This window comes from Dyella sp. 01N36, assembly GCF_056399745.1.
Map to the genome: position 1 here is coordinate 1 of NZ_JBFTRY010000056.1, position 19,480 is coordinate 19,480.

A 19,480-nucleotide genomic window follows, 5' to 3' on the forward strand; every position below is an offset into this window, starting at 1 on the left:
CCCACAGACAAGCGGCAGGCGCGGCAAAGGASGGRGCGATGCCCRAAGCCRATGCGCAGCGAGGCCCCGCTYTAAGTCCTCAGCGATTCGGGCGCGTTGCGCAGCGCTTTGAGGTACCCCCTGTGTACCCTCGGAGGTTGTCCCACAACCACGCGCCTCGAGCGCTCGGGCTTATCCCAACACCATGCTGCGGGCGTTATCAGGCCATTCTCTTTGGGTTACTTTCGACGCGAAGCTAGTCCCGAGGGATCTCTTGGGCCAGCAAGAGAAAAGTGACTCGAGCGGCGGCAGCCGTTCGAAACGCCCGCCGCGTAGGCGGCACCCTGGCCTCAAGGCGGCAACCGAAGACCGAGGCCCTGAATGACCAGCCATGAGGCTGTTGAAAAGCGCCTCCGGCCTGCGCCGGGATGACGAACAAAAAGCAGGTCTCGCCGAGACAACAAGCGAGATCCAAATTTCAACCTACGCGAGCCGAAGCACCAACCACAAACCCCACCGCCCCATCAAAACGCCATGTCAAACGCCACATCCCCCTGCACACCCACCTGATACGCCGACACACGACGCTCAAAGAAGTTGGTCACTTCCTGCACATCCTGCAGATCCATGAAGTCGAACGGATTCTTCGAGCCGTACTTCTTGGGCATATCCAGCTGCACGAGGCGCTGGTCGGCGCAGTACTCCAGGTACTGGCGCATTTCCTTCGGCGAAAGACCGGCCACGCCGCCGGAGAGCACATCTTCCGCGAACTGCGTTTCGCAGGCGATGGCCTCTTCGAGCATCGCTTCCACCTGCGCGCGCATCTCCTCGTCGAACAGCTCGGGCTCTTCGGAGCGCACCGTGCGTACCACGTCAAACGCAAACGCCATATGGCCAGACTCGTCGCGGAACACCCAGTTGGTGCCCGAGGCAAGGCCATGCAGCAGGCCGCGCGAACGCAGGAAGTAGACGTAGGCAAACGCTGCATAGAAGAACAGGCCTTCGATGCACGCCGCAAAGCAGATCAGGTTGAGCAGGAACTGGCGTCGATGCTCACGCGTCTCCAGGCGCTGCAGGCCCTGGATGGAGTCGATCCACTTGAAGCAGAACTCGCCTTTCTGGCGGATCGACGGAATGTTCTCGATCGCGTCGAACGCCTTGTTGCGTTCGGTCGGGTCGGGAATATAGGTATCGAGCAAGGTGAGGTAGAACTGCACGTGCAGCGCTTCCTCATACAGCTGACGCGACAGATACATGCGCGCTTCGGGCGCATTGATGTGCTGGTACAGGTTGAGCACCAGGTTGTTCGACACGATCGTGTCGCCGGTGGCGAAGAACGCGACCAGGCGATGGATCAGGTGACGATCCGCATCGGACATCTTGGATTTGAGATCGGTCACGTCCAGCGAGAAATCCACTTCCTCCACCGTCCACGTGTTCTTGATCGCGTTGCGATACATCTCGTAGAACTCGGGGTAGCGCATCGGGCGCAAGGTGAGTTCAAAGCCTGGATCAAGAATGTTCGACATGGTGTTCCTCGGTAAACGTGCTGCTCAATCCAGCTTGCGTGCGTAGCGGTCGCGCACGAAGCGGCTGATATAGGTGGACAGGCCAAGGCCCGCCTCGGCGAGCGCCTGCATGTTCTTCACATGCAGGCGCCCGGGTGTTGCGTCGGTGTATTCGTAGAGTCCGTCCTTTACGAAACGAACCCGGATGTAGCCCTTGCCAGCTTCGTAGCTGGCGACCCCGGATTTGCCGCTGAGGTTCCGGTAGGGCTTCATCGTTGCGCCTTCTTACTGACAAGCCTCGCAGTACTCCGGATTCTCCAGCGAGCAGAACACTGCCGCCGTCGCCTCTTCCTGCTCCTCGACCGGTGCGGGTTTCGCCACCGGCGCGGCCGACACCGTGGTCTTGGTGATCTTGGTCGCCGGACGCGAGCGCAGGTAGTAGGTGGTCTTGATGCCGGACTTCCATGCGTACATGTACATGGAGCTGAGCTGGCCGATGTTCGGATTTTCCATGAACAGGTTCAGCGACTGGCTCTGGTCGATATACGCGCCGCGCGCGGCACCCAGGTCGATCAGGGCCTTCTGCGGCAGCTCCCACACCGTGCGATAAATCAGGCGCAGACGTTCCGGAATGGCGGCAATGCCCTGGATCGAGCCTTCCGCCAGCTTGATGGCGTCGCGGATTTCGCTCGTCCACAGGCCCAGCGTCTTCAGCTCTTCCACCAGATAGCGGTTCACCACCAGGAAGTCGCCCGAAAGCGTCTCGCGCTTGAACAGGTTGCTCACCTGCGGCTCGATGCACTCGTAGCAGCCGGCAATCGAGGCGATGGTCGCGGTCGGCGCAATGGCGATCAGCAACGAATTGCGCAGGCCCTTGGCCTTGATCGACTCGCGCAGTGCATCCCAGCGTGCAACATCGTTCGGCTGCGCGTTGGTCCAGTAGTCGAACTGCAGCTCGCCATTGGCTGCGCGCGTTTCCGCAAAGCCCGGGTGAGCGCCGTGCTCCATCGCCAGTTCGTTCGACTGCGACAGCGCGTTGAAGTAGATCTCTTCCGCGATGCGCGTCGACAGCGCCAGCGCTTCGGCTGAATCGAACGCCAGGCGCAGCTTGAAGAACACGTCCTGCAAGCCCATCACGCCCAGACCCACCGGGCGCCACTTGTTGTTGGCGACCTTGGCGGTGTCGATCGGGTAGAAGTTCAGGTCGATCACGCGATCGAGCTGACGCACAGCCGTACGCACCGTGCCGGCGAGCTTGTCGAAATCGAACTGACCGTCCACCACGTGGCGCGACAGGTTCACCGAGCCCAGGTTGCACACCGCCGTTTCGTCGGCATTGGTGACTTCCAGGATTTCGGTGCACAGGTTCGACAGGTGGATGACGTTTTCCGCCTTCGCCGTCTGGTTGCTGGTGGCGTTGCTGCGATCCTTGAAGGTCATCCAGCCATTGCCGGTCTGCGCCAGCGTGCGCAGCATGCGGGCGTACAGCTCGCGCGCCTTCACCGTCTTCACGGCCAGGCCGGCGGCTTCGGCTTCGCGATAAGCCTTCTCGAAGGTCTCGCCCCAGCTGTCGACGAAGTGCGGCACCACCTTGGGATCGAACAGCGACCAGTCGCCGTCGTTCTCCACGCGGCGCATGAATTCGTCGGGAATCCAGTTGGCCAGGTTGAGGTTGTGCGTACGGCGCGCGTCGTCGCCCGTGTTGTCGCGCAACTCGAGGAATTCCTCGATGTCGCCGTGCCACGGTTCCAGGTACACGCAGGCCGCGCCCTTGCGCTTGCCGCCCTGGTTCACCGCGGCGACGGAGGCGTCCAGCGTCTTCAGCCACGGCACCAGGCCGTTGGAATGGCCGTTGGTGCCCTTGATCAGCGAGCCGCGCGAACGCACGCGCGAGTAGGCCAGGCCAATGCCGCCGGCAAACTTGCTGAGCTTGGCCACGTCGCCGTACTTCTCGTAGATGGATTCAAGCGAATCCAGCGGCGAGTCGAGCAGGAAGCACGAGCTGAGCTGCTCATGCGCCGTACCTGCATTGAACAGCGTCGGCGAGCTGGCGATGTATTCCAGCGAGGAGAGCAGGCGATACAACTCCAGCGTCTCGCCGATCTCGTTGCCGCCGAGCGCGCAGGCGATGCGCATGAAGAAATGCTGCGGCGTTTCGATCACCTTGCGCAGCTGCGGATGGCGCAGCAGGTAGCGGTCGTACACTGTGCGCAGGCCGAAGTATTCGAAGCGGCGCGTGGCGAGCGGATCGATCGCGTCGTTGAGTTTGCGCGCATTGATCTGCACGAAGTCGCGCAGGCGCTCGTTGAGGATGCCCAGCTCCGCGCCGCGCGCTATGGACTGCGAGAAGCTCTGGATTTCCTGGCCGCTCACTTCCTTGTCGATGAAGGCGCCCAGCAGGCGCGCAGCGAGCTGGCCGTATTCGGGTTCTTCGGCGGTGAGCGCAGCGGCCGTGCGGATCGACAGCTGATCCAGCTCCTGCGTGGTGGCGCCGTCATACAGGCCGCCGATGGTCTTGAGCGCCACGCGCATGGGATCGACCCCATGCAGGCCTTCGCTGCTGCGGGTGACGGCGCGGACGATCTTGTTCACGTCCACCACTTCCTGGCGGCCGCTGCGCTTGGTCACGCGCATCTGGCCGGGGTTGTGCGGCGGGGTCAGCGCGAACGGCGCGTCCGTGCGCGGCGCGTCGGCCACGGCGGTGTCGGTGGAAAAAGCAGTGTCGGCACGATCGTCTGCACGTTCGCGCCCGGTGGTATCGATAGGTTGCATCGCGACTTCGCTCCAAGCTTGGTCATCAACCGCCTGCTCCCGCGCGCAGGGCTGAAAAAAGGTGACGTTTCGCGGACGGTCGAGCAGCAGGGCAGCAGCCCCGCGCATCGACGCGCTTCCCCGCGGAAGCCGTCACTACGCACCAGGGCGTTGGGCCCTGATGTGCCGGCAGGTCTTCGGACTCGTGGACATGGGCGGTGAGGCCCGGCCTAGTTGCCCCCGCTTCCCAGCCGCCGAGGGCCAGTGCGATGGGGGCTTTCGTTTCCACTTACCGCTGCGGGGCAGTCCCGGATTTGCACCGGAGTTCCCTATTAAGCCATTCCGACCGTAGGTCTGAGAGTGGCACCGACGAGGCACAACATATCGGGCTACACCGGGTCGGTCAACCCAACAGATTGTGGATTGACCGTGGATAAGCCCGAAAACTCCAAGATGGGGGCGGAGTTAGGAAATGCTAGGAAATTTTCATAGGGGAGGTCGCTGCGGCGACTCTCGGCTAGTGCAAGTGCCGCCTCTCCGAAAAGCGTCTCAAAGGCGCGTTTCGGCCTGCGTCTCAAGGAGGGCTGCGAATTCGCGGGCGAACCGGTGCACGTCGCCCGGCCAGCGGGCCGACACGTAGCTGCCATCGCGTACGACGAAGGCGGGCGTGTCGTCCGTGTCGCTGTCGCGTACCAAGCCGGAGGTCTTGCGCTGATGGTCGGTGGCGTCCTTGGGTACGTCGAGGAAATCGTCGGGGCTGGCCAACGCACGCGTCACTTCCTGCTGGACGGACATATAACCCGTTGGCTGGCCCGCGCCGTCGGGATAGGTGCGGTAGTAGTCCGGATCCCAGAAGCGCGTGATGCGGGTGAGCGACCACGCGGATTTTTCCAGCGCCCAGGTGAGGGCGGTGGTGCGCCGCCCATGCAGCACGGAGCGACCGTCCGCACCGCGGCTGCGCGCCGCCAGTACGACGCCGTGGCAAATCGCAGCCACCGGTTTGTCGGCGGTGAAGAAGGCAGCCGTCACGCGCTGCAGCTGCTCGCTTTCCAGATACTCGCGAACGCCGCGCGCGCAATGTCCACCCGGCAGCAGCAAGCCGTCGAATCGTTCGGCATCGATGGCATCCCAGGCGATCGGGGCGTTGAACGCCACATCCTTCTCAAGCGCCGCGTAATCGCGCCGCGCATCGGCATTGGCGCGCAACAGCAAGCCGAACAAGCGCAGCTTGCGCAAACCGGGCACGAAACCCCAGGGATCCAGCCCTTCGCCACTCAACATGATGGGGTCGGCGCTGGCCACCCGGCCATCGGGCGTGGCGAACGTCGCGCGATGTCCCGCTTCGATGAGTACGCGCCATGGCACTGCAACTTCGCTGGGATCGAAGTCCTGATGCGGAACGGGGATGAGTACGTGGGCCATGCGACGGGCGTCCTTCGATGTGGGCGCATCCTGGCGGATGACGTGATCGACGCATGTTGCGGGTCACCGCACATACAAGGCAAGCTCCGGGCTTGGCCGTTCGGCCCTCTATTTCACCGGGAAATCCATGGGCCATCCGCTGCTGCTCGTCCAACTGCTGGTGATCATCGTGGTGTCGCGGCTTATCGCTGCGCTCGCGAGGCGCATCGGCCAGCCGGCAGTTGTTGGCGAAATGCTGGCAGGTCTCGCGTTGGGCCCGATCGTGTTCGGCGCCATCGCACCGGAGTGGCAGCAGCAGCTGTTTCCCGTCGACAGCCTCGGCAACCTGCAGAGCCTCAGCACGCTGGGCCTGGTGTTGTTCATGACCGTGGTAGGGGCGGAGTTGCGCGTGCCGGCCAGTGCGCAGGGTGGCTTGCTGCGGCCGGCGGCGTGGATCGGCGGGCTGGCCATCGTGATTCCTGTCGCGCTCGCCTTGCTCGCCGCGCCATGGCTGTATGTGGACTATGCGCCGCCAGGCATCAGTCGACTGGGCTTTACCTTGTTCTTTGCCACGGCGTGTGCGATCACCGCATTGCCCGTGATGGCGCGCATCGTGAAGGAGCGCGGCATCACCGAGTCGCTGCCCGGCCGCCTCGGCATCGCGGCAGCAGCGGTGGCCGACGTGCTGGCCTGGATCATGTTGGCCTTCGTGGTGGCGCTGATCAGCGCACATGGCGACTGGGCGCCGTTCTGGCGCACCATGATCGGCCTGGCCGCCTTGCTCGTGCTGACCTGGTTCGTGCTGCGCCCGTTATGCGCAAAGCTGCTGGCGCGTCACGCACCGGACGGCAATGCCGACGGCGCGGTGCTGGCCTTCCTGCTGGCCGGCGCCTTCGGTTGCGCAGCCATCACCGAATGGCTGAACCTGCATGCGGTATTCGGTGCGTTCCTGTTCGGCGCCTGCCTGCCGCGCGACGATCGCCTGCTGGAAAACCTGATCGATCGCGTTGAACGCGTCACCATTGCCGCGTTGTTGCCGGTGTTCTTCGTGCTGGCCGGACTGAGCACCAGTTCGAAGCTGCTGACCGGCGGAGCAGGCATCGCCTTGTTGCTCGTGCTCGCTGTTTCGGTGGCCGGCAAATTGATCGGCGGMACAGCTGGCGCACGCCTCTCCGGTCAGAACTGGCGCGACAGCCTTACCATCGGCTCGCTGATGAATGCGCGCGGCATGATGGAGCTCATCGTCATCAAGGTTGGCCTCGATGCGGGCGTGATCAACAGTGCGATGTTCACCATCCTGTTGGTGATGGCGATTGTGACGACGATGATGACGACGCCGATGGTGTCGGCGTTTCATGTCGATGCAGGCGCGCGTTCGGTGGACGAGCCCAGTTCGAGCTGACCGCGCTTAGCGGCGATGCCCAAAGGAACTCCAGCGAGTGGCGTTCCGTGTGTCGATAACTCAGTTGGGCGCTGTCTGTGAAATCAAATGTGTGCCACTTCCCAGCAGATGGATCGAGCCGTCAGGAATGGCATCGGGCGCTTCTGCGACTAGCGCAGAATCCTCAGCCCAGGCGATGTGCTCACGGGGACCCGGCACGTACACGTCCCACTCGCCATACGGCGTCTCCGAGCCGCTGCTCATTATGAAGCCCACGGGTATCCGCGCGTCCCAATAGGGCGCTTGTACCAGGTTGCCCGATGTGGGCAGTTGGAACTTCCAGTATCTCGACGCTTTGATGGCAGCGTGGGCAAGGTCTTCGCGAAATTCGGCCATCCGCGCAGCGCTTGGTACGGAGACGCCGAGATTGACTTGTTCGGCGCTCACATCGGTGACTTTGCCGTCTTGACCGACACGGACGAGGAGATAAACCGTGCCGGAGACGTTGTTGTTGCGAGAAAGCGATGGATAGACGGGCGGCACACGACGTGCCCACGTGATCGTCGCACCTTCCGCCTCGTCCTTGTCGCTGAAATCGGCGCTGGCAACGCGTAACGTCATGTGGCGATCGTCGGCGCTGGTGGCGACGATGCGCAGCGACATCCTTTCCTGAAACGGTGTCGTATGGGCCTCGCCGAGCTCGAATTTCCAGGTCGGCGCGACGCGCTTTATGAGATCCAGGACAGCAGGCGGCAGCTTTTCTGCCTTGTACAGCGCGTAGCTGCCAACCTTTCCGTCAGGAAGAACTTCGACGGTTCCACTCACCAGCATGCTGGCTTCGATGGGATCCTTCGGACTGTTCGCGTGGACCGACGACGCCAGCAGCAACATGGCCGCCGCGAAGGCAGCCGAACCCCAACGAGCCATGACGCATTCCCCCTCCGGAATATGGCCGCAGTCTAGTCATGGCGATCAGGCGCAGCAATGTGCCGCGCCGGGCGGCTTGCCGGCATTCCCGTGGCTTTCTCAAGCCACTGCAGTCAGCCGGCAGAGCTCACATGCTTGTCGTCGGATACTCTCACCAGATCCGCACCCGCTCCTTCGGATCCAGATACAACGCATCCCCCGGCTGCACCCCGAACGCCTGATACCACCCATCGATGTTGTGCACCGGCCCATTCACGCGGAACTTGCGCGGCGAGTGTGGATCGCTGGTGACCTGGCGGCGGATGGCGTCGTCGGTGAGTTTGCCGCGCCAAGCCTGGGCCCAGCCGATGAAGACGCGCTGGTCGCCAGTGAAGCCGTCGATCACCGGAGCGGGCTTGCCGTGCAGCGACGCGTGGTAGGCGTCGAGTGCAAGGGTGAGGCCGCCCAGATCGGCGATGTTCTCGCCCATCGTGAGGTTGCCGTTAATATGTACGCCGGGCAGCGGTTCGAACGCGTCGTACTGCGCGCCGAGTTTCTTGGCGCGTTCGTCGAATGCCTTGGCGTCGGCCGGCGTCCACCAGTCGCGCAGCGCGCCGCTGGCGTCGATCTTGCGGCCCTGGTCGTCGAAACCATGGGTGAGTTCGTGGCCGATCACGCCGCCAATGGCGCCGTAGTTGATTGCCGGGTCGGCGTTGGGATCGAAGATCGGCGGTTGCAGGATCGCCGCGGGAAACACGATGTCGCGCAGCGAGCCGTTGTACGCGTCATTGGTCTGCGGCGTCATGCTCCAGTCACTGCGGTCGACCGGCTTGTCCAGGCGATCGACATTGAACGACCAGTCGGCCTGCGCGGCGCGTAATACATTGCCGGCAAGATCATCGCTGCGCATCGTGACTTTCGAATAGTCGCGCGGATGATCGGGGTAGCCCACCTTGATGGTGTAAGTGTCGAGCTTCTTCAGGGCTTCCTTGCGTGTTGCCGGGCCCATCCAGTCGAGGTGTTCGATGCGCACGCGATAGGCGGCCTTGAGGTTGGCCACGAGTGCTTCGATCTTGGCTTTTGACGAGGCGGGGAAATACTTGTCGGTGTACAGCTGGCCGACGGCCCAGCCCAGATTGCCGAAACAGGCGAGGCGGTCACCTGCGCCGCAGTCGCCGCCGGATACCGCGTGCACGCCGCGCTTCCACAGCACTTCCATCTGCTGCTGGCCGGCAAGCGTCTTGTCGTGCATCTCGAAGTACGCCTGCTGGAAGGGCGTCGAGAGGTAGTACRCCGCGTTGTCGGCAATGCGTGCGGCCTGCCACGCCTGGATGGTGGCGACGGGCGTCTTCGCATACAGCGCCGCGAGCTGGGGAAACGCGGTCTTTTCCATCACCACGATCTGCTTGCGCTGGTCGAGTTGGGCGGACTTGAGGAAATCATTCCACGCAAAGCCGGGCGCGAGCTTCTGCAGGTCGCTTATGCTCATCGGGTTGTACATCGCCACCGGATCGCGTTGCTCGACCTTGCTGATGCTGGCCTGCGCGATGGCGGTTTCGAAGGCCAGCACATCCTTTGCGGCAGCCTCCGGTTGAGGCCATCCGGCGAGGGTGAGCAGCTGCGTCACGTACGCCTGGTAGGCCGCTTTCTGCTTGGCAAATTCTGGCTTGAGGTAGTAGTCGCGGTCCGGCAGGCCGAGACCTGCCTGTGATACGTAGACGGCGTAGCGATTGGTGTCTTTCAGGTCGACATCGAAATAGATGTTGAACAGTGATCCTTCGAAATCCAGGCCGCTGCGACCCATCAGCGCCGCTTGAGCGTCGCGCGTGGTGGCCTGCTTCACGGCATCGAGTTGAGGCGCGATCGGTTTGGCACCGAGCGCATCGACGCGTGCCTGATCCATGAACGATTGATAGAACGCGCCGACCTTGCCTTCGATTGAGGCGCCGTTGGTCTTGTCCCGCGCCGAGGCCTCCATCAGCTCGTGCAGACGCTGCTCAGTGAGGTCGGTCATGGCCAGTCGCAGGCTGACGGCCGGCTTGTCGGCAGGAATCGGCGTGTGATCCAGCCAGGTGCCATTGGCGTAACGGAAGAAGTCGTTGCCGGGCTTGACCGAGGTATCGGCGCCCGCCTGGTCGAAACCCCATGCGCCGTATTGCGGCTTGCCCGTGGCCGTATCGGCCGCGTGAGCCACGCCCAGGCTCAGTGCACATGCGCACGCTGCCGCCAGAATCCTGCTGACCATACGCTACTCCCTCCCCAATGATGGTCCCGGGATACTGGCACGACGGCGGGGTGCGGCCAGTGCTGGAAGTTGTGGTCCAGCCACGGCCAGGAGCCCGGGCAGGCCGGGCCGCTGGCCTCACTGGCGGCTGGGGATCAGTACCCGTTGCGCTGGTAGTGGATGCGGCCGCTGTCGTTATTGAGCGACCGGTTGAGGTGCTGCTGTTCCGCCGCGGTCAGGTGGCCGCCATGCTCGGCCATGTCGCGCATTTCGCGGGCGGCGATGTTGGAATCCTGGCGCTCGTCGCGGAAGGCCTGTTGCGCATTGATCTGGCCATCGGCGATGCCGGCGTCGATGCGATTCTGCTGGTTGGCCAGGCGCTGGTTCACCTGGTTGATGCGTCCATGGCCCGGGATATAGATCGGATTGTCTTGTGCCGAGGCGGCGGCGCTGGCAAAGGCGGCGACCAGGCCGAAGGCGATCAGGCCGTAGCGGATGTGCTTCATGGTGGATTCCTCGCAGGTTCGAAAGTTGGGCGCGTATCGCTTGGGCGACATCGCGGCCTTGTTCGGGATGGCTGATATTTGCCGGTAGCGGGAACCGTGGAGCGGTTGACGGGAGCGGCGGATCTTTCAAGCCATACGTCGTTGAGCTGGCAGGTATAGATTCGCGCCAGCACGCCTGCGGGGTTTGCCAAAAGAACGTCGGGTTTGCCAAAAAGCACGATCGGGCTTCGCGTGGCGCTGCCGGCCCGGTTTCCAAATGCAAACGGCCCGGCAGGGGCCGGGCCGTTGCACTGGTCTGACGGAGGCGATCAGCCGCCGGTGCGCTGTTTGTGGATGCGGGTGCTGTCCTTGTTCAGCGACTTGTTGAGGTTCTTCTGTTCCTGCTTGGTGAGATGACCGCCGTGCTCGGCTTCGTCGCGGCTTTCGCGCTGCGCGATATTGGCATCCTGCTTTTCATCGCGGGCGGCCTGCCTGGCATTCATCTGGCCGTCGGCGACGCCGTTCTGGATGCGGTTCTGCTGGTTGTCCAGGCGCTGGTTCACCTCGTTGACGCGCGGATGACCCGGCACATCGGTGGTGCTGGTCTGTGCCATGGCGCCGGCACTGGCGAAGGCGGCGACGAGACCGAGGGCGAGCAGGCTGCGGCGTGACGACAAAACGTTCTTCATGGGCGATGTCCTCGTAGGTCCGACGGTTGGGACAGGCGTCACCGTCCAGAGCGCGAGCTCTCTGCATGGTGGATCGTGTGACCCCTGCAGTCATCCCCAGGAGGGATGACTTAGGCCGGAGAACGAGGGTTCTCCAAGGCGGTTGACGCTCAACACTCGCGCACCGCAAATCGTTCAGCAGCAAGCCGGCTTGCTTAGGCGCGGCGTAAGTTTTGCAGTCGAGTTGCGCGTCTGTTGCAGCGCGCAATCAGGAAGGACGCTCGGCCAGCGCGCGCAAGTTGAGCAGGCCCTCCTCGAAATCCTTGCCGACCATCTTGTCGAAGTTGAAGACCACGCCCATCAACTTGCTCATGAAAGGCGAACGCCCCTGCATGGCCCAGATCACGCGAGTGGCATCGCCCTGCGGTTCAAGCACGAACTCGGCCGTGTTGCTGGCCTGGAAGGGCGTGAAGAATTCCAGCTTGATGCGCACGAGCGAGGACGGCGTCGATTCGCTGATCTCCATCCTGCCGCTGCCAATGTTCTTGTTGCCGTTCCAGCCGTAAGCGGCGCCCGGACCCGACGAGGGGCCTTCAAACGTGCGCTGCATGGTAGGGTCCTTCTTCTCGTACGGCGACCACGACTGCCAGCGGTGCAGCTCATTGATGAAGGGAAAGATGCGTTCCGGCGGGGCCTTGATCGATGCGGAACGTTCGATGCGGAATTGATCGGGCCGCATCGCCGCGATGATCAGCACGACGGCGACAAGCAGCAACACAACGATGAGTGCGATGAGCATGGGGAGCTTCCTTGATGTCGATAGCGAGGGGCGGAAGTCAGGCTTCCGCCGTTTCCATGGGAACCATGTGCATATAGGGCTGCGCTTCATGCAGCACGCGTGCGAATGACGGACGCTGCATCAGCCGCAACAGGTATGCCGCCGTCAGCGGGTGCGCGTCCTCCAGCGGTATCACCAGATTGGCGTAGAACAGCGCGGGCGACGCGGCGCAGTCGGCCATGCTGAAGTGCTGGCCAGCAGCCCACGGACGGCTGCCGTTGTCACGCGCAAATTCCAGTTCGATCAGGTCCAGTGCCGTGCGCAGCTTGTCGCGCGCCTGCGTCACGCCCAGGTGGTCGCGCTCGGCCTTGGGGCGCAGGCGGTCGGTGATCACCTTCTGCATCGGCTCGCTCACGTACTGGTCGAAGAAGCGATCGCGGAAGCGCACTTCGCGGGCCTGATCGGCGTCATGGGGAATCAGCGCGGTGGTGCCGGGGTAGTGCAGCGCGAGGTACTCGATGATGATGCTCGATTCGGGCACCAGGCAGCCGCGTGCATGGTCGTTGAGCACCGGGAACTTGCCGATCGGCCACAGCTTGTAGAACGCGTCGCGCGCGGACTCGTCCATCAGGTCCACCACGTGCGGATCAAAGGGCGTGTCGTTTTCGTACAGCGCGACCAACACCTTGTGGCAGTACGAGGCCAGCGGATGCATATAGAGCGTGAGTGACATGGTGGCGTCCCGGGTCAGTGGGCAGGCGCGGYGAGGGCAACCTTGCCGGCGCTGCCGTCGTCGATCAGCGCTTCCACCTGGATGCGCAGCACTACCTCCATGCTGAAGCCGTAGGACTTGCCGCTGTCCAGGCCGAACTCGTCGCGCTTGAAGGTGGCATAGGCGTCGGCCCCGCAGAGTTCGCGCTTGTACATCGGATGCGGCATGCACTTGAAGCTCTTGATGCTGAGCTCCAGTGGACGCGTCACGCCGTGCAGGGTCAGTGAGCCGTCGACCTTGGTCGGCGCGCCGTTGACGAAACCGGCGAGCTTGCCGCGGTAAGTAGCGGTGGGGTACTTGCTCACGTCGAACAACTCGTTGCCGCGCGCGGCCTCGTTCAACTTGTCCAGGCCGAAATCGACGCTGGCGACGTCCACGGTGATGTCCACGCTGCCGTTGCCGGCGGCCTTGTCCAGCGTGACCTTGCCCGAGCTACGGTCGAACTTGCCGCGCCAGGTGGAGAGTCCGCCCATGTGATCGGCCTCGAAGCTGGGGTAGGTGTGCGCCGGATCGATCACATAGGTCGCTGCGGCGGCATGGGCCGCGCCAGCGGCGGTCAGGCATAGCAGGGCGCAGGCAAGGGCGGTGGTGGTGCGATGGGGCAGGGACATCGTCGACTCCTTCGAGGGGGCTGGCGGGCGCCGCTATGGCGCGCTCACCCTTATGACGAACGGGCAGGGCGGATTTCGACACGGCGCCTCGCGGACGGCAGGGGCCCTCGCCGGCCGGCTGCGGTAGGCTGTACGCCGCACCGTCTTCCGCCAAGGGGCCACGCCATGCGCGCGCCAACAGGTTCAGTTGTCGGGTTGTGTTCCGCGTCGGCCACGCTGTGCGCGATGGGGATGGCGTTTCTGGGTTACTGGGGCGTGCACGAGCCGGTGCCATGGCGCGTCGTCGACATCTTCGTGATCGTGTTGGCCTTTGTGGGCTTCGCCTTGCTGGCTTCGGTGCCGTGGATCATCACCACGCCGGTGGTCGACGACAGCGCCGAACGCATCCGTCCCGCGCGCCGCGCCTTCGCCTGTGGGGTGGTCGCCATCTGGCTGGCGGCGGTGCTGGCCATCGTGGGTTGAGCCAGCATCGGCGGATAAGCCTCAGGCGTCGACGGGATACGGACCGTCGCTGAAGCTGTCCGCGTGATAGCCCTTGGAACCGATCAGCCTCGCCAGCGGGCTGCGGATGTCCTCACCCGCTTCGAGACGAGCCACCACGGCAGCGAAATCATGGCGCGGCGCCCAGCCAAGTTCCTCGCGCGCCCGCTGGTTCACGTACACCCGGTCGATGCCCTGGGCCATGTTCCAGCCGTGTCGTGCGTACACGGCGTCGTAACCGGGCACGCGTCGACGCACGATCAGCGGCGCATGCGCGCGCAAGGTGGCCAGATCCTCCGGCAGGAACGGCGTGGTGGCGCTGATGATGTAGCGGCGAAAGCCGAGCGCTGGCGCGCGGCGCGCGGCCAGCAGATGCGCGCTCACCACGTCTTCGATGTCGACGCGGCGGTAGAGGAATTCGTTGGCCTTGAGGTTGCCGTCGGTATAGCGGGCGCGCACCGAGCGGTCGTCGTCTTCTTCGGGAAAGAAGCGCGACGTGCGCAGCACCATGGTCGACAGCCCCTGGTTGCGCGAAAACAGCTGGCACAGGTCTTCGGCGGCGGCCTTGGTGACGCCATAGATGTTCTTGGGCATGGCGAGCGTGTCTTCGGTCACCCATGCCGCCGGCTCGCTGACCGGTGGCGCCAGTGCATCGCCGAACACGCTGGTGGTGCTGGTGTAGACGAACGATTCCACGCCGGTGGCCACTGCTTCTTCCAGCAGGTTGAGCGTGCCGGTGAGGTTCACGTCGATGAAATCCTGCCGAGTGTGCGTGGCGACATGCGGCTTGTGCAGCGTGGCGGGATGGAACACCGTGGCGCAGCCCGCGATGCAGCGACGCACAAAGGCACGGTCGCAGATCGAACCCAGCCGCTGGGTGTAGGGCCCCTCGACCACATCCAGCCCGATCACTTCGTGGCCGAGCTCAAGCAGGGTGCGCGCCAGCGCTTCACCCAGGTGCCCCGAACTGCCTGTGACAAGCATGCGCATACTGGGCCGCTACCGCGATCGAGCTGAGATGGGAGTTGATCCTAGCATCGGTTTTCACGGCATGAACATCACGTCCAACGCTCAAACTTCAGCTTTAAACGTACGGCCCAGCGGTTTGCCCGGTCCCACGTAATGGCGGAACAGATAGAACAGCGGACGGTAGCGCCGTGGATCCACGTGCTGGGTCCCGGCCACCGTCACATCCTCATGCGCGTGCACATGCAGCGCTTCCAGCTCGATGATCGCGTAGCCGCCGGCGCCATCGCGCCAGGCATCCAGGGGGCGCTCGACCGCAAGTATCGCGCGCGCTTCCATTTGCAGCGGGCAGTCCACGATGCGTGGCGGTTTCACCGAAAGTGAAGCCTCGGCGTGCCACCCGCCCAGCGCCATCTTGTCTGCCTCGTGACGATAACCGTTGGCCTGTTTCCACCCGGGTACAGGATCGCGACCGGTGGTGGGGGCGATGCGCTCCACGCCGCGGTGCATGTCTTCGCTGGCAAAGTTCAGCACGCATTCGCGCTCGCGCCGCAGATTGGACAAGCCCTGTCCGCCACCCGCAAGACCGATGACGATGCGGTCGGCCAGCGCCCAGGCGGACGACATCGGCGTGATATTGGTCGAGCCGTCCTCGTTGCAGGTGGTGATCAGCACGACCGGCGTGCCGAAATAGAGAATGGATGGGTGGATGACTCGGGTATGTGGGTAGCGATGCATGTCCATGAGTTCAGTGTCGTCGCCTATGCCGCTGAACGTTTCGCCACGCAGCGAAGTGTTCAGCGAAACGGGCGCGCTAGACTGCGCGCATGAACGATGCGATCGCTCCAAGCCGCTACCAACTGGCCGAGATCGGCGCCCTGCTCGCCGAACCGGCACGTGCCGCCATGTTGCTGGCCTTGATCGACGGGACGGCACGTCCCGCAGGCGAGCTGGCGCGCGCGGCCGGTGTGGGTGCGGCGACGGGAAGCGCGCATCTCAAGCGCCTGCTCGAGGGCGGCCTGCTGGCGGTGCAGGAGCAGGGGCGTCATCGCTATTACCGGCTCGCAGACGATGACGTAGCCGCGCTGATCGAAACGCTGGCCGCGCCGCGCGCGCGACCCGTGTTGCCTGATCCCACCGGCGGCGATCGCCCCTTGCGCATGGCACGCACCTGCTATCGGCATCTTGCGGGACGATTGGGCGTGGGCTTGTGCGATGCCCTGCTGCAGCAGGGTTACCTGCTAGCCGCGAGCGAAGGCATGCGCTTGCAGGACGACGGTGCGCAAGCGCTGGTGCAAGCCGGCCTCGACGCCGCACGCGTGCAAGCCTTGTTGCCACTGTCCGGACGCAGCTGTCTGGACTGGACCGAACGCCGCCTGCACCTGGGCGGCCCACTCGGTGTTTCGCTCACCGACGCCTTGCTGGACGCAGGCTGGTTGCGTCGCCGTGCCGGCAGCCGCGCGTTGCAACCCAGCGATGACGGATTACGCCGCTTGATCGGGCTCGGCGTGCCATGGGAGAGTCGCCGATGAAGGCGCTTCGTTTCGCTGTAGGAGCGCACTTGTGCGCGACCGCAGCGCTGAGGCGCACCGCTCCGTTGGCTGGTCGCGCACAAGTGCGCTCCTACATGGGTCGGTGATCGCTGCGCCCCCTCAGGCAACGCAGCGCCACACCAGCATCAGGCCTGCTTTTTCTTGAAGATCTTGGCGAACAAACCGCCGATCGCCGCAATGCCGATCACCACGAACTTCTTCAACGCCAGCAACATGAGGCCGAGCTTCGCGAACAAGCCAGCCTTGGCGGCAATACCGCCCGCCACCAGCGCCGCAATGCCATACGCCGCAACCTTATCCGTGCTCGAGTTGTAATCGGCATAACGCTCGCCGGGATTGAACTCGGCCATCGCCACTACGTCGGGCATGTCGGCACGCACCTGGGCGAGCTGGTCGATCGGTGCGATGGCGTTGAGCGAGAGATAGCCCTTGCGGCCGAGCACGCGGATCGCATAGTTCAGCGACTGCCCGTCGGCGCTGCCGTCGGCCTTCTTGAACTTCAGGTCGCGCGCCCAGTAGAGCTTGTGGCTGGCTTCGTCGTAATGCGGCGGTTCGGCCCAGCCGACCAGCTCCACGGCCGGATAGCCTTCCTTGAGGCGCTCAGAGTTGCTGTCCTGGGCGGCCTTCTTCAGGTCCTTGAGCATGTCGTCATAGTCGATCTTCTCGGCGTCCTTGTCGGACACATAGCCTTCGTCGATAAAGGTGACTACCACCGCCCAGGTTTTCTCATCGAGTACGGCATGCGCATCGGTGCTGGGGATGATCATGCCCAGCACGCTGTTGTCCGGCGGGTTGCCCCAGGCCTGCGTCAGCACGCGCTGCGCATCGGCGGCGGAAAGAAAACTGTAGCCATTGGCCAGCTTCAGCGTGGCCTGCGCGCCCGGTATGGACACCTCGCCGGTGGTCGGATGCAGCGAACTGACAAACGCCTCGGCGGACGTCTGATGCCCGCCATCTTCGGGCATGGCCGCGACCGGTGCGGCGAGTACAAAAGCGGCCAGCAATGCCATGGCCGGCAGTAGCGTCTTGCGAAGCATGGATTTTCCCCTGGTATCGTCCGTTGATACGCATCCCATGGGATGCGGTTGCCGCTCCCCCCGGAGCGGCAACCGGCCGATCTTATCGTTTCGCAAGGCTTTGCGCCTTCGGAACAATCCGCTTTAGGGCGACTTCGGCGCAGGCGAGCGCTCGAAGCTGCCGGCATCGCCAGGGAATACCACCGGGCTTTCATAGCCATCGGCCGAGACCGACGAGACGCCGAAGAACCAGTCGTCGATCACCACGTCCTTGATCACCGCCTGGTCGCTGTCGCCGACCACGCGGCTGTACTGCCACTGCGGGGCGGTGGTGTCGCGCCAATGCACGATGTAGCCCGCAGCGCCCGGCACCTTCTTCCAGTGCACGGTGGTGTCGCTGGCCAGCGCGCCCTCGATGCTCACGCCGGACGGCGGGGCAGGGGCGCGGCTCAGCGCCGCCATGGTCACCGTGTTGAGCGCGGTGACACGGGCGAGATAGCGGAAGTCGACGCCGTCGATGGTGTCGCCGTACTTGATGCCCTTCTCGCTGCGCAGATCCTGGTGCTGGCGCGTGTAATCCTCATGACCTTCGGTCACGCGCACACCGGGATAACCGGCCTCCAGGAATGGCACCTGGTCGCCGCCGCGGCTGTAGCGGTCGGTGCGATACACCATGTGCACGCGCAGGTCCGGCAGATAGGTGGTTGCCATCTGCTCCATGTAGCGCGCCACATTGCGCGAGGGCGAATCCACTTCGCCGCCGTGGTAGGCGCGGTACTTCGCCTGCTCCGGGGTTTCGTTGGTCTTGGTGCCTTCGGAGAAGATGCGCACCGTGGTGTTGTCGAGCACGCCGTTCAAACCGTGGCTGTTGCCGACGATGTCGTTGTTGAGGTCGGCCTGCACGTTCCAGCCCTGCGCAACGGCGTAGTCGGCCAGCACCTTCCCACCGTAGAGGCCCTGCTCCTCGCCGGAGAGCGCCGCGAATACCAGGGTGGCGTCGTTGTCTTCCTTGGACAGCAGCCGCGCCGCTTCCATCAAGGCGGCGACGCCTGAGGCATCGTCGTTCGCGCCGGGGGCATCGGACTTGGCGTTCATCACGTCGGTGACGCGCGAATCGAGATGGCCCGTCATCACGATCACGCGCTTGGGATCGCTTTTGCCGCGCTTGATCGCGACCACATCCATCACTTCGGTGGATTGCGGAATGCGCTTACCGGTGAACATCTGCGACGGCGTCACCACCTCGATGCAACCGCCGCAGGCCTTGGAGATGTCCTCGAATTGCGACTTCACCCAACGCCGCGCAGCGCCGATGCCGCGCTTGTCCGACTTGGTGTCCGACAACGTGTGGCGCGTGCCGAAGCTCACCAGCTTGGCAATCGTGGCATGCAGTTCCGCTTCACTCGGTGCGGTGGACAAGGCTTGCAGCGATGCATGCTGGCGCGGCTGCGCCGGTGCGTCGTCGGCGTAGGCGGTAGAGATGGCAAGGCACAGCGCGAAGGGCAGTAGGGACGGGGCAAGGCGCATCAGGGTCTCCCGGTGATCAGCCCCCGACTTTACATCGCAGATGTGGCCGCGCAGAACCATGCCATTTGGCCCTCCCCGGAGCTCGCCGCATCGTATTGCCGGGCCTTCGCAGGGACTTACGGTTTGACCAGCGTGATCTCGAACAGCTTGGGCCAGCGCTTGCCGGTGACGAACAAGCGATCGTGCTGCTCGTCGTAAGCAATGCCATTGAGCACATCGTTGCCCGGGTCAGGCAGGCGGCTCACATCGAGCAAGCCGCTGAGGTCGATCCAGCCGGTGACATGGCCGGTGGCCGGGTCGATGCGTGCGATGCGGTTGGTCATCCACACGTTGGCGTAGATCTCCCCCCTCACCCATTCCAGCTCATTGAGATTGGTCACCGGCTCGCCGTTGTCGGTGACCATGATGCTGCCGGTGGCGGTGAGCGTATTCGGATCGAGCACGCGCAGCACCGGCGAGCCATCGCTCATGTAC

General features: G+C 64.0%; 19 protein-coding genes and 1 riboswitch. Of the genes, 3 read left to right on the plus strand and 16 right to left on the minus strand.

Annotated features, from left to right (window positions below; all coding sequences use genetic code 11):
- Positions 1 to 503: 503 nt before the first annotated feature.
- From AC1DMG_RS11245 to AC1DMG_RS11260, 4 genes are all read right to left on the minus strand, one after another.
- Positions 504 to 1,508 (minus strand): ribonucleotide-diphosphate reductase subunit beta, encoded by a 1,005-nt coding sequence (locus AC1DMG_RS11245; RefSeq protein WP_046972461.1) that lies wholly within the window; start codon positions 1,506 to 1,508, stop codon positions 504 to 506.
- A gap of 24 nt (positions 1,509 to 1,532) precedes the next feature.
- Positions 1,533 to 1,760 carry a hypothetical protein gene (locus AC1DMG_RS11250; protein ID WP_441605357.1) on the minus strand — a complete coding sequence of 76 codons (228 nt, stop codon included), beginning with the start codon at positions 1,758 to 1,760 and terminating at the stop codon, positions 1,533 to 1,535.
- A 12-nt stretch (positions 1,761 to 1,772) separates the two neighbouring features.
- Positions 1,773 to 4,259, minus strand: a complete 2,487-nt coding sequence (locus AC1DMG_RS11255; RefSeq protein WP_477175107.1) for a ribonucleoside-diphosphate reductase subunit alpha — start codon at positions 4,257 to 4,259, stop codon at positions 1,773 to 1,775.
- Between the two features lie 150 nt (positions 4,260 to 4,409).
- Positions 4,410 to 4,624: riboswitch (cobalamin riboswitch) on the minus strand.
- A gap of 163 nt (positions 4,625 to 4,787) precedes the next feature.
- Positions 4,788 to 5,660, minus strand: a complete 873-nt coding sequence (locus tag AC1DMG_RS11260; protein ID WP_477175106.1) for a type 1 glutamine amidotransferase domain-containing protein — start codon at positions 5,658 to 5,660, stop codon at positions 4,788 to 4,790.
- A 127-nt stretch (positions 5,661 to 5,787) separates the two neighbouring features.
- On the opposite strand from AC1DMG_RS11260, the gene AC1DMG_RS11265 reads away from it, so the two are divergent.
- Positions 5,788 to 7,041 (plus strand): cation:proton antiporter, encoded by a 1,254-nt coding sequence (locus tag AC1DMG_RS11265; protein WP_477179262.1) that lies wholly within the window; start codon positions 5,788 to 5,790, stop codon positions 7,039 to 7,041.
- Between the two features lie 60 nt (positions 7,042 to 7,101).
- Here AC1DMG_RS11265 and AC1DMG_RS11270 read toward each other — a convergent pair whose 3' ends face one another.
- The 7 genes from AC1DMG_RS11270 to AC1DMG_RS11300 all read right to left on the minus strand — a co-directional run bounded on the left by AC1DMG_RS11270 (position 7,102) and on the right by AC1DMG_RS11300 (position 13,464).
- Complete coding sequence (locus AC1DMG_RS11270; protein WP_477175104.1) at positions 7,102 to 7,947, minus strand: energy transducer TonB; 846 nt, start codon at positions 7,945 to 7,947, stop codon at positions 7,102 to 7,104.
- Between the two features lie 151 nt (positions 7,948 to 8,098).
- Positions 8,099 to 10,171 carry a M13 family metallopeptidase gene (locus AC1DMG_RS11275; RefSeq protein ID WP_477180529.1) on the minus strand — a complete coding sequence of 691 codons (2,073 nt, stop codon included), beginning with the start codon at positions 10,169 to 10,171 and terminating at the stop codon, positions 8,099 to 8,101.
- A gap of 134 nt (positions 10,172 to 10,305) precedes the next feature.
- On the minus strand, positions 10,306 to 10,656 hold the full coding sequence (locus tag AC1DMG_RS11280) for a hypothetical protein (RefSeq protein ID WP_477175102.1): 351 nt from the start codon (positions 10,654 to 10,656) through the stop codon (positions 10,306 to 10,308).
- A gap of 308 nt (positions 10,657 to 10,964) precedes the next feature.
- Positions 10,965 to 11,324 (minus strand): hypothetical protein, encoded by a 360-nt coding sequence (locus AC1DMG_RS11285; protein ID WP_477175101.1) that lies wholly within the window; start codon positions 11,322 to 11,324, stop codon positions 10,965 to 10,967.
- A 247-nt stretch (positions 11,325 to 11,571) separates the two neighbouring features.
- A complete protein-coding gene (locus AC1DMG_RS11290) occupies positions 11,572 to 12,102 on the minus strand; it encodes an SRPBCC family protein (protein ID WP_477175100.1) in 531 nt (176 codons plus the stop codon).
- Between the two features lie 37 nt (positions 12,103 to 12,139).
- Positions 12,140 to 12,814, minus strand: a complete 675-nt coding sequence (locus tag AC1DMG_RS11295) for a glutathione S-transferase family protein (protein WP_441605366.1) — start codon at positions 12,812 to 12,814, stop codon at positions 12,140 to 12,142.
- 14 nt (positions 12,815 to 12,828) lie between these two features.
- Positions 12,829 to 13,464 carry a YceI family protein gene (locus AC1DMG_RS11300; protein WP_477180530.1) on the minus strand — a complete coding sequence of 212 codons (636 nt, stop codon included), beginning with the start codon at positions 13,462 to 13,464 and terminating at the stop codon, positions 12,829 to 12,831.
- Between the two features lie 225 nt (positions 13,465 to 13,689).
- Here AC1DMG_RS11300 and AC1DMG_RS11305 point away from each other — a divergent pair, with 225 nt between their 5' ends.
- Entirely contained in the window at positions 13,690 to 13,926 is a 237-nt protein-coding gene (locus AC1DMG_RS11305) for a hypothetical protein (protein WP_477180034.1), read from the plus strand.
- A 21-nt stretch (positions 13,927 to 13,947) separates the two neighbouring features.
- Here AC1DMG_RS11305 and AC1DMG_RS11310 read toward each other — a convergent pair whose 3' ends face one another.
- Both AC1DMG_RS11310 and AC1DMG_RS11315 read right to left on the minus strand, forming a co-directional pair.
- Positions 13,948 to 14,934 (minus strand): NAD-dependent epimerase/dehydratase family protein, encoded by a 987-nt coding sequence (locus tag AC1DMG_RS11310; RefSeq protein ID WP_477175098.1) that lies wholly within the window; start codon positions 14,932 to 14,934, stop codon positions 13,948 to 13,950.
- Between the two features lie 81 nt (positions 14,935 to 15,015).
- Positions 15,016 to 15,648: a flavin reductase family protein gene (locus tag AC1DMG_RS11315; protein WP_477175097.1), complete on the minus strand. Its 633-nt coding sequence runs from the start codon at positions 15,646 to 15,648 to the stop codon at positions 15,016 to 15,018.
- Positions 15,649 to 15,737: 89 nt separating this feature from the next.
- Between AC1DMG_RS11315 and AC1DMG_RS11320 the strand changes: the two genes are divergently transcribed.
- Positions 15,738 to 16,442 carry an ArsR/SmtB family transcription factor gene (locus tag AC1DMG_RS11320; RefSeq protein WP_441605371.1) on the plus strand — a complete coding sequence of 235 codons (705 nt, stop codon included), beginning with the start codon at positions 15,738 to 15,740 and terminating at the stop codon, positions 16,440 to 16,442.
- Positions 16,443 to 16,588: 146 nt separating this feature from the next.
- Here AC1DMG_RS11320 and AC1DMG_RS11325 read toward each other — a convergent pair whose 3' ends face one another.
- The 3 genes from AC1DMG_RS11325 to AC1DMG_RS11335 all read right to left on the minus strand — a co-directional run.
- Positions 16,589 to 17,500: a DUF2167 domain-containing protein gene (locus tag AC1DMG_RS11325; RefSeq protein WP_477175096.1), complete on the minus strand. Its 912-nt coding sequence runs from the start codon at positions 17,498 to 17,500 to the stop codon at positions 16,589 to 16,591.
- A 123-nt stretch (positions 17,501 to 17,623) separates the two neighbouring features.
- On the minus strand, positions 17,624 to 19,006 hold the full coding sequence (locus AC1DMG_RS11330) for a M28 family metallopeptidase (protein WP_477175095.1): 1,383 nt from the start codon (positions 19,004 to 19,006) through the stop codon (positions 17,624 to 17,626).
- 116 nt (positions 19,007 to 19,122) lie between these two features.
- Positions 19,123 to 19,480, minus strand: a 358-nt coding sequence (locus AC1DMG_RS11335; protein WP_477180531.1) for a glutaminyl-peptide cyclotransferase, incomplete at its 5' end; no start/stop codon positions are given.

Excerpts from the sequence above, each read along its gene's own strand:
- AC1DMG_RS11330 (WP_477175095.1), bottom strand. The coding sequence starts at position 19,006 with ATGCGCCTTGCCCCGTCCCTACTGCCCTTCGCGCTGTGCCTTGCCATC.
- AC1DMG_RS11320 (WP_441605371.1), top strand. The coding sequence starts at position 15,738 with ATGAACGATGCGATCGCTCCAAGCCGCTACCAACTGGCCGAGATCGGC.
- AC1DMG_RS11325 (WP_477175096.1), bottom strand. The coding sequence starts at position 17,500 with ATGCTTCGCAAGACGCTACTGCCGGCCATGGCATTGCTGGCCGCTTTT.
- AC1DMG_RS11270 (WP_477175104.1), bottom strand. The coding sequence starts at position 7,947 with ATGGCTCGTTGGGGTTCGGCTGCCTTCGCGGCGGCCATGTTGCTGCTG.
- AC1DMG_RS11295 (WP_441605366.1), bottom strand. The coding sequence starts at position 12,814 with ATGTCACTCACGCTCTATATGCATCCGCTGGCCTCGTACTGCCACAAG.
- AC1DMG_RS11250 (WP_441605357.1), bottom strand. The coding sequence starts at position 1,760 with ATGAAGCCCTACCGGAACCTCAGCGGCAAATCCGGGGTCGCCAGCTAC.
- AC1DMG_RS11245 (WP_046972461.1), bottom strand. The coding sequence starts at position 1,508 with ATGTCGAACATTCTTGATCCAGGCTTTGAACTCACCTTGCGCCCGATG.
- AC1DMG_RS11310 (WP_477175098.1), bottom strand. The coding sequence starts at position 14,934 with ATGCGCATGCTTGTCACAGGCAGTTCGGGGCACCTGGGTGAAGCGCTG.
- AC1DMG_RS11280 (WP_477175102.1), bottom strand. The coding sequence starts at position 10,656 with ATGAAGCACATCCGCTACGGCCTGATCGCCTTCGGCCTGGTCGCCGCC.
- AC1DMG_RS11315 (WP_477175097.1), bottom strand. The coding sequence starts at position 15,648 with ATGCATCGCTACCCACATACCCGAGTCATCCACCCATCCATTCTCTAT.
- AC1DMG_RS11260 (WP_477175106.1), bottom strand. The coding sequence starts at position 5,660 with ATGGCCCACGTACTCATCCCCGTTCCGCATCAGGACTTCGATCCCAGC.
- AC1DMG_RS11305 (WP_477180034.1), top strand. The coding sequence starts at position 13,690 with ATGGGGATGGCGTTTCTGGGTTACTGGGGCGTGCACGAGCCGGTGCCA.
- AC1DMG_RS11290 (WP_477175100.1), bottom strand. The coding sequence starts at position 12,102 with ATGCTCATCGCACTCATCGTTGTGTTGCTGCTTGTCGCCGTCGTGCTG.
- AC1DMG_RS11255 (WP_477175107.1), bottom strand. The coding sequence starts at position 4,259 with ATGCAACCTATCGATACCACCGGGCGCGAACGTGCAGACGATCGTGCC.
- AC1DMG_RS11285 (WP_477175101.1), bottom strand. The coding sequence starts at position 11,324 with ATGAAGAACGTTTTGTCGTCACGCCGCAGCCTGCTCGCCCTCGGTCTC.